This window comes from Streptomyces sp. NPDC050743 (assembly GCF_044456925.1).
Lineage (GTDB): Bacteria > Actinomycetota > Actinomycetes > Streptomycetales > Streptomycetaceae > Streptomyces.
Genome location: NZ_JBITGJ010000205.1, coordinates 1 through 7,419 on the forward strand (window position 1 = coordinate 1; position 7,419 = coordinate 7,419).

The window sequence follows — 7,419 nt, forward strand, 5'->3', positions numbered from 1 at the left end:
CGTTCCTACCAGGGGCCTTACGTCTGCCCGGAGTTGGGAGTACACCACGAGACTCCCGGAGGCGATCACCCTCAGCGACCGTCGGTTACCGGGAACGGCTCATTGAAACTCCCGGCCAAAGTCACTACGCCAACCGCGTGCCTCACTGACCGCCGCATGATGAACCGGAGCGAGGCCGAACCATGCCGAACCCCTGGGCGCCCACCCGACACAGCAGCCGGATTACTCACCTGGCTGCCAACGCCTCGACAAGCCGAAACGGTCCGACGGCCCCGAACAACCGGACCGCCGGACCGCTATGAGAGATCAAGATCCGAAGGTGATGATGTACACCGGGCTGTTGGAGCTGCCCTCGTTGTGCACTACCGGACAGGACGTCTTCTGCTCGGTGTCCTTAGTCTTGACCTGAACTCCACAGAAGGGCGAATCGTCCCAGTTCATCGTGTTGATGTTGCTGAGTACGGGGATGTTGTCCCCCCCGCCGTTGTCCTGGGGGTCAGCGCTGGCCACCCCGATGCCGGCGAAGAGGATTCCGCAGGTGGCCGCGGCCACCGCTGCAATCTTCTGGACGGTCCTCATGTGTTCTCCTCCGCTGCTGTGCCCCGGATCGGGCACATACCTGGAGAACGATGTGCATAACGGATCAGAGCGTAACGTCATTCATCTTTTGATCACTCCTACGGCCGTATAAATCACGAAACTGCTGGACGAACTGAGCGGACAATAGGCCTCGTTGCCCGTCGCGCCTGGCGTGACGCTGTTCAAGCCCGGGGTTATCCCTGGGGCCGTCTGTGGGCCGTCTGTGGGCCGTCCGAGGGTGGCCGACGACAGATGATGACAGCCGAGGACAGCCCCTCCCCTGGTGAGCGATGGGGGGTTGGGTATCGGCGCAGGCGCCCATCAGCGAAGCAGTGTTGAGGAACATCAGAAGGCTGCAGGTTCGAATGCTGCCGAAATGCTTAGCGGACCCGGACGGCAGAAGATGACGGCAACAGAGCCGTACGCGCGGGGACCTTAGCAGTAGCAGGGGGACTGTCTTGAGCCCTTGGAGTAGCAACGCGGCAGCGCGCATGTAGCCAGGAATGAACTCCTAAAGCGGTGCTCACCCGCCAGCCCGCTCAGGGTGAGGGAGAGAAGCCAGCGGACTGGTCGAGGTGAAACGGTGAGTCCCCACTCGTGCGGGAGGGCAGCAGGCCCGCGCGGTCACGTGTGTTCTGGTCCCACGTCCAGCCCTACGGCGAGGTGGAACTCAACATGACCAGCAGACTCTCGCTCAGCACAAGCTGACCGGTGTCCGGTTGGGGATCCCTTACATACACGGCCTGTGATCCGGCAGGGGTATCACGATCGCCTCGGAACACAGCGCCGCGAGATCCTTGAGCGCCCGAAGCCCGCGCCGATCCGACGTCGAGCGCTCAGCGCTTGGTCTCGTACCTGGTCAGGATCACGCCGTCGGGAAACGTCCGGGTCTCCACTAGGGTCAGGTTCACCCAGTTGTCCAGGGCTGTGAAGAACGGCGTGCCGCCGCCCACCAGGACCGGATGGGTGACGATCGCGTACTCGTCGATCAGCCCGGCCCGCATGGCCGCCGCGGCGACTGTGGCACCGCCGATGTCCATGGGGCCGCCGCCGTCGTCGGCCTTGAGCCTGGTGATCTCGGTGACCGCGTCGCCGGTGACCAGACGGGTGTTCCAGTCGACCGTGCTGGTCGTAGAGGAGAACACCACCTTCGGCGTGTCCCGCCAGCGGCCGGCGTACTCGATCGCAGCCGGTGTGGCACCCGGCTGCTTGTCGGCGGTCGGCCAGTGGGAGCTCATCGTCTCCCACAGCTTGCGCCCGTACAACGCCAGGCCCGTCGCGTCCACCCGGTCGGACCACCACTGGAACAGCTCGTCGCTCGGCACGCTCCAGCCGAGGTCGTCGCCGGGCGCGGCGATGTAGCCGTCCAGGCTCATGTTCATGGCAAAGGTTAGTTTCCGCATGGCGTCAGCCTCCCGTGAGTCGGTATTCGGCGTACAGACCAGCACGGCGCGGAAAAATCATCGGTCAGGCCACACGGCCGCAGTAAATACCGGATTTACTGCGGTGGAGCCCCTACCGTGATCATCGCGACCTGCGGCGGGTTCCCCGGCCGGCGCAGGCGAGGTGTACGCATTTACTGCGGCAGTGCCGGAAGGGCGGGGCCAGCGTGGCGATCGAACCGGTGACCGAACTCGGAAGCGGGGCGCGCTCCGGCTGCCGCGCGCCCGGGTGGTGCCCCTGTCCGCCCCGCCCTCGTCGTACACCGCGGCGGTCGAGCGGTACCTCACCGGTGCGGGCATCGCGAAATCCTCCGCGCGGATCTACCGGATCTCGCTGACGACGTGGTCGGTCTGCGCGCAGTGCTGGCGGCGCTGTCGCGGGCCGAGGAATGGTGGACCGCCGACCAGCTCGACGGCGAGGTGTTCGGCTACCAGAGTTGGATGATCGCCGACGACCGGGCGGACGAGTTCGTGGACCAGCTTGTGAGACTTGCCGCCGACCAGGACACAGGGGTCCGTGATGAAGCCCTGCGGCTGTCACGGCCTGGGGAGCAGCCGTGAGTAAGCGTCGGTACGTAGCCAGAGGTGTGCCAGGCGGCTACCGGATCTGGGACAACCGAGGGCGCTAATCTCACTATCCGCTCTGGGCTCACCGCTCTCGCCGTCTGGGCCTCTTCCTGGCTCATGGACCGTGGCCGCGACGAATTCCCCGTCAATCAACGCGAAGAACTCCCTTTCGTTTTTCGTTGTGGCCGCGTCGTTCCATGGCTCTCGCACAGCTACCCACCAAGTGCGAGAATAATCCGAGTTGAATAGAATTCGGGCCTGGCATTGAATCGCCCTGGTGGACATGGTCTCCAGCGAGTAGCTCATCTCCCGGGAGTCAAGGAGGAGGCTAAGGAAAGCGTACTTCCGGTAACCCTCGGAGCTTATCCCAAGCCCCATAACACTGGCGATGTCAGGGTAGTCCATCGCTAGTCTTATGAGTTCAGCTTGAAGCACTCGCGATGCTTGGAGCTGGCTGGTCCGAAGCTGTCGGGATTCCAGGAGCAGAGTTATAACCACTCCAACCAGCGCAATGGATGAGATAAGTTCCGATATTATCGCAATCGTTGTATCCATAATACCGCCAGCCGGGCGATTATCGGCGTTAATTAAGCCGCCTCAGCCGCCGAAGCATTGCATCATGGTCGATCCGAACCCATGGTAGAACCATTGCTGGCTCCCGGCAGGGCAAGGACCTGGAGCGGCCCGACCTCGAGGCTGCTGGTCTGGCTGCAGTCTTTGACGGCGACACCGGTGCACCCTGCCGTACCAGGGAAGTCGGTCCCGGACGCCAGCGAGCCGCGTACCCAGCCCTTGGACCGCCGGAAGGAACTCCTAAAGCTGTGCTCACACAATGTCGCCCGCGGCAGTGACGGCAGCGCTGACGACAACGACGGCGGAAGGCGGTGGCACTCGGCGACCCGACACGGTGGCGGCACGAGACGATCTGACCCGCCCACCATGGTGTGCCCGCATCTTCTAAGCGCCGGGTCGCATCCCGGGTGAGTGTTTAACTGCGTGACAACGCCGACGCACAGCGGCGGACGAGCGCGGACGGCTGTGGACGCTCGCAGCAGGTGAGTGGCCCACCGACCCATGGTCGGCCACCCGCGCAAGTTCCTTCGGGACAAAGCGGTCCCTTAGACAAGACGGGATCAGTCGGAAACACCCAGATCCTCACGCATGATCCGTCGCATGGCAGTCAGTGCGGGTTCTGCCGCCTTCAGGTCGATGAGTGCCTGATCCGCACTCTCCCCTTCTCGAGCCAGACCCCGATCAATGCGCTTGGCAGTAGCGTCGATCGCGGCCAGGACGACGTTCAACTCGCGGGATGCCCTGAGTACCGCTTCAGGGACGATCATCTGAGCCTCGGCGTAGCGATCGCGGTAGTCTCGCCGCGCCTCCTCGACCTGGGCGCGGTCGTCGTCGCTGTAGACGCCGTCTCGCATGCGGTGGAGGGCGTCTTTCAGCATGGTGTGGAAGTGACGGGACGCGCGGTTCATAGCGCTGTACGCAGCGCGTCGCTCCTCAAAGACTCGTCTTCCCTCCTCAGCCCGCCTCTCTTCCGCCCGCTGGCGCTTCGTCGTCCAAGTCGTGATCACAGGCGCCAAGAGCGTGCCGAGCACTCCAACGACGGCAGTGACCATGGCGGCGGTCGTGGCACCCATGGGCGCGACCCTAGCGGCTGGCCGCGGAACCGTCAGCGGCTCTAGTCAACGGCCCGCTGACATCCATGCCTGACATCAACGACGCCAGACCGTGACGCACGCAAGCGTCTCCATGCGTTGGGGAAGACGGTGAGCATCACCGAGTCCACTGGCTTCGGACCGAACTCCTAAAGCGGTGGTCGTCGGCAAGGTCAGGCACGGACCAGGCGAGCGTCATAGCCACTGGGACGTGCGGGCAACCGATCATGGTTCGGAGCCGGCCCGTCTGTGGGCCGTCCGAACCTGGCCGACGACGCGATCACTGGCTCAGGGCCGTTGCGAGACCACGGTTACCTGCCGAGCCACGCGAGGGTTGCGACGGTCAGGGCGCTGACGCCGGTGTCCAGGGTTGGCTGGGTGACAGGGGCGAAGGTGGGACTGTGATTGACGGGGATGTCCTGGGCGATGGTGTCGTTCTTGACGGCCTGGGCGTACAAGGCGGGGTCGATGCCGCCGATGCCCCAGTACGTGAAGGGAACGCCGAACGCCTTGGGGATCTCGCTCATGTCCTCGCTGGGGGTCTGCAGATCGATGGTGTGTGCGTCGTCGCCGAAGTGGGCCGCGAATGCCTCGGCGACTCGCCGGGTCGGGGTCTCGTCGTTGACCGTGGGCGGGAAGGTGACGATCTCCTCGATCTCGGGTGCCTTCGGTGACTGGGACGCCTCGCACTCGGCTTTGACGATCCGTTCGATTGCACGGAGGACCTTGGTGCGCGAGGCGTCGTCGTAGGTACGGACGTTGAGTTGGATAACTGCGCTGTCGGGAATGATGTTGGGGTCCGTGCCGGCGTGGATGCTGCCCACGGTGACGACGGCAGGGTTGGTGGCGGCTAGTTCCCGGGAAACGATGGTCTGCAGGCGCACGACGATCATCGCGGCCATCACGACGGGATCCACTGCGGCTTGAGGCATGGACCCGTGTGCACCCCGACCGTGGACTGTGATGCGCAGGCTGTCCGCAGCCGACAGGAACGGCCCGGAGCGAATGCCGACATAGCCCGCCGGATAGGGCAGGACGTGTTGGGCCAATACCACGTCGGGCCGCGGCGATTTGGACGTCAGACCATCGTCGATCATGATGGCGGCTCCGTCACCTTTCTCCTCCGAGGGCTGGAAGAGCGCGACGAACGTGCCTCGCCAGGCATCCTTGGCCTGGGCCATCAGCCGTGCGCAGCCGATCAGGCAGGTCACGTGCACATCGTGCCCACAAGCATGCATCACAGGCTGCTCGGCGCCGCCGTCCCCGGAAACCGTGACCGCGGAGGCGTAGGGCAGGCCGGTCTGCTCGCGCACCGGGAGGGCGTCCATATCGGCGCGGGCCATGACGATCGGGCCCTCGCCATTGGCCAAGACCCCAATCACGCCGGTGCCGCCGATGCCGTCAGTGACCTCGTAGCCAAGGTCCCGCAAGGCATCGGACGCTTTCTTTGCCGTGCGGTGCTCCCGCAGGCCGAGTTCGGGATGTCTGTGCAGGTCCTTGTACAAGTCCTCGAGGTCGGAGCGAATGTCGTCCAGACGGGCCAGCACAGTGTGGACACGGTCGTTCATGACGAATCCTTGCGCGAGTCGGACCCTCCGCGACGGGCGGCGGGACGGGAGCGGCGTCGCATCAGCGAGGCCAGTTTCGAGTGCGGCTGCCAGTCCAGACCACTGGGAAGGTTCCAGCCGTAGTGCACGGCGGTGAGCCGGAAGACGAGGGCCGAGGCGATGCCCAGACCGATACCGACCTGGGGAATGCCGAGGTACCAGCAGAGCACAGTGATCGCGGCGACCGCCAAGGCGACGGTGGCGTACAGGCCGTTGCCGCCGAAAACGGCAGGCATCCGGCCGAGGACGACGTCGCGCAGGGCGCCACCGCCGACGGCGGTAAGGGTGCCCAGCAAGACGGCCGGGAGCCAGCCCAGGCCGACCGTCAGCGTCTTGTTGGCCCCCGCGACCGCCCAGAATCCGATCACCGCGGCATCAAGCACGGTGAACAGTCGATTCCAGGACTGTTCACTGACCCGGATGAGGAAGGCGATCAGGATGCCGGCGAAGGCGGTCAGTAGGTAGGCGTAGTCCGTCAGGGCGACCGGGGTGCCGTGCTGCAGCAGTACGTCCCGCATGATGCCCCCGCCCAGGCCGGAGACGATGCCGACTACCAAGAATCCGAACAGGTCCAAGCCAGCCGTACGGGCCACAGCGCCACCCAGTACGGCGCACGAGAAGACGCCAGCAAGGTCCAAGTAACGCGTCGCAATACCAATCCCTACAGAGACTGAAGAAGCCGACATAGCGGACCCAGTGGACATGGCGTGAGCCTACTCATGGCCGGACCTTCGTGACGTGCCGGGCGCGTCAGACGGACGTGCGCCAGACTGAGTCCTTCACGTCCCCGGCCCCTGCCCGTAGACGTGAGCAGTGAGCGAATGCGGCCACCGGTGTCGCGTGATACCAGGACGGCCATTGGCGAGCGATGGGCGCTGGCAGGGTCCTGCGGCCCGACATCCGCACCCGAGAGCGCGAAAGCGAGTGCCGGTCGAATCCGTGTCGAAGTCTGTTTTAAAGGGCGCACAGCTGACGAGAAATCGCAGGTAGGCGTAAGGAAGCGACTCCACCCGCAAAGCGCCTTCTAAGCGCTTGGCCGCAGGTTCGAGTCCTGCCGGGGGCGCCACCCGCCACCAGCAAAAACGCCCCAGAGGGGATCTCCCCTCCAGGGCGTTTCGTGTCTCTGAGGCAACGCTGACGGCAACGGCCCCGACACTCACTCGTCGGCCAGCAGGCTCCCCAGCCGGTCCAGCGCGGCTCGCTTCTCGGTCATGTCGGCGTGCGCGTAGATGTTCATGGTCACGTCCAGCGCGCTGTGTCCGACGATGTCGCGCACGATGTACGGCGGGATGCCGAGGCCGAGCAGCAGGGTCACGCAGGTGTGCCGGTGATCGTGGAAGCGGACGTCCAGGCCCAGCCGCTCGCGGATCGGGTAGAAGTGCCGGTTGAGGTTCCGCGGCTCGATCGGAGTACCCCGCCGGGTGGTGAAGACCAGGCCGGTTTCCTGCCACCGCTCCCCCGCGGTTTCACCGGGTTCCTCCGAGGATGCCCCGGCCGTCAGGCCGGGGAGGAATCGGACTCCTGCGGAGCAGGGCAGGGATAGCCGGATCGCCGTCAGGG

General features: G+C 65.1%; 8 protein-coding genes. 1 reads left to right on the top strand and 7 read right to left on the bottom strand.

The annotated features are described in order from the left end of the window. Positions 1-306 precede the first annotated feature (306 nt). Entirely contained in the window at positions 307-579 is a 273-nt protein-coding gene (locus ACIBJF_RS50945) for a hypothetical protein (protein ID WP_399184713.1), read from the bottom strand. A gap of 836 nt (positions 580-1,415) precedes the next feature. Then, a complete protein-coding gene (locus ACIBJF_RS50950) occupies positions 1,416-1,982 on the bottom strand; it encodes a dihydrofolate reductase family protein (RefSeq protein WP_399184714.1) in 567 nt (188 codons plus the stop codon). A 381-nt stretch (positions 1,983-2,363) separates the two neighbouring features. Here ACIBJF_RS50950 and ACIBJF_RS50955 point away from each other — a divergent pair, with 381 nt between their 5' ends. After that, positions 2,364-2,582, top strand: coding sequence for a hypothetical protein (locus ACIBJF_RS50955; RefSeq protein WP_399184715.1), 219 nt, complete (start codon positions 2,364-2,366; stop codon positions 2,580-2,582). Here ACIBJF_RS50955 and ACIBJF_RS50960 read toward each other — a convergent pair. The 5 genes from ACIBJF_RS50960 to ACIBJF_RS50980 all read right to left on the bottom strand — a co-directional run. Continuing rightward, positions 2,559-3,143 (bottom strand): DUF6082 family protein, encoded by a 585-nt coding sequence (locus ACIBJF_RS50960; RefSeq protein ID WP_399184716.1) that lies wholly within the window; start codon positions 3,141-3,143, stop codon positions 2,559-2,561. The two genes, ACIBJF_RS50955 and ACIBJF_RS50960, sit on opposite strands and share 24 nt — an antisense overlap. 578 nt (positions 3,144-3,721) lie before the next feature. After that, positions 3,722-4,234 carry a hypothetical protein gene (locus ACIBJF_RS50965; protein WP_399184717.1) on the bottom strand — a complete coding sequence of 171 codons (513 nt, stop codon included), beginning with the start codon at positions 4,232-4,234 and terminating at the stop codon, positions 3,722-3,724. Positions 4,235-4,563: 329 nt separating this feature from the next. Next, entirely contained in the window at positions 4,564-5,820 is a 1,257-nt protein-coding gene (locus ACIBJF_RS50970; RefSeq protein ID WP_399184718.1) for a M20 family metallopeptidase, read from the bottom strand. Next, positions 5,817-6,452: a trimeric intracellular cation channel family protein gene (locus tag ACIBJF_RS50975; protein ID WP_399184719.1), complete on the bottom strand. Its 636-nt coding sequence runs from the start codon at positions 6,450-6,452 to the stop codon at positions 5,817-5,819. The genes ACIBJF_RS50970 and ACIBJF_RS50975 overlap by 4 nt, the downstream gene beginning before the upstream one ends. Positions 6,453-7,015: 563 nt before the next feature. Beyond that, positions 7,016-7,419 (bottom strand): tyrosine-type recombinase/integrase (locus ACIBJF_RS50980; protein ID WP_399184720.1); only part of this gene is annotated, 404 nt, incomplete at its 5' end.

Excerpts from the sequence above, each read along its gene's own strand:
- ACIBJF_RS50945 (WP_399184713.1), bottom strand. The coding sequence starts at position 579 with ATGAGGACCGTCCAGAAGATTGCAGCGGTGGCCGCGGCCACCTGCGGA.
- ACIBJF_RS50970 (WP_399184718.1), bottom strand. The coding sequence starts at position 5,820 with ATGAACGACCGTGTCCACACTGTGCTGGCCCGTCTGGACGACATTCGC.
- ACIBJF_RS50950 (WP_399184714.1), bottom strand. The coding sequence starts at position 1,982 with ATGCGGAAACTAACCTTTGCCATGAACATGAGCCTGGACGGCTACATC.
- ACIBJF_RS50960 (WP_399184716.1), bottom strand. The coding sequence starts at position 3,143 with ATGGATACAACGATTGCGATAATATCGGAACTTATCTCATCCATTGCG.
- ACIBJF_RS50965 (WP_399184717.1), bottom strand. The coding sequence starts at position 4,234 with ATGGGTGCCACGACCGCCGCCATGGTCACTGCCGTCGTTGGAGTGCTC.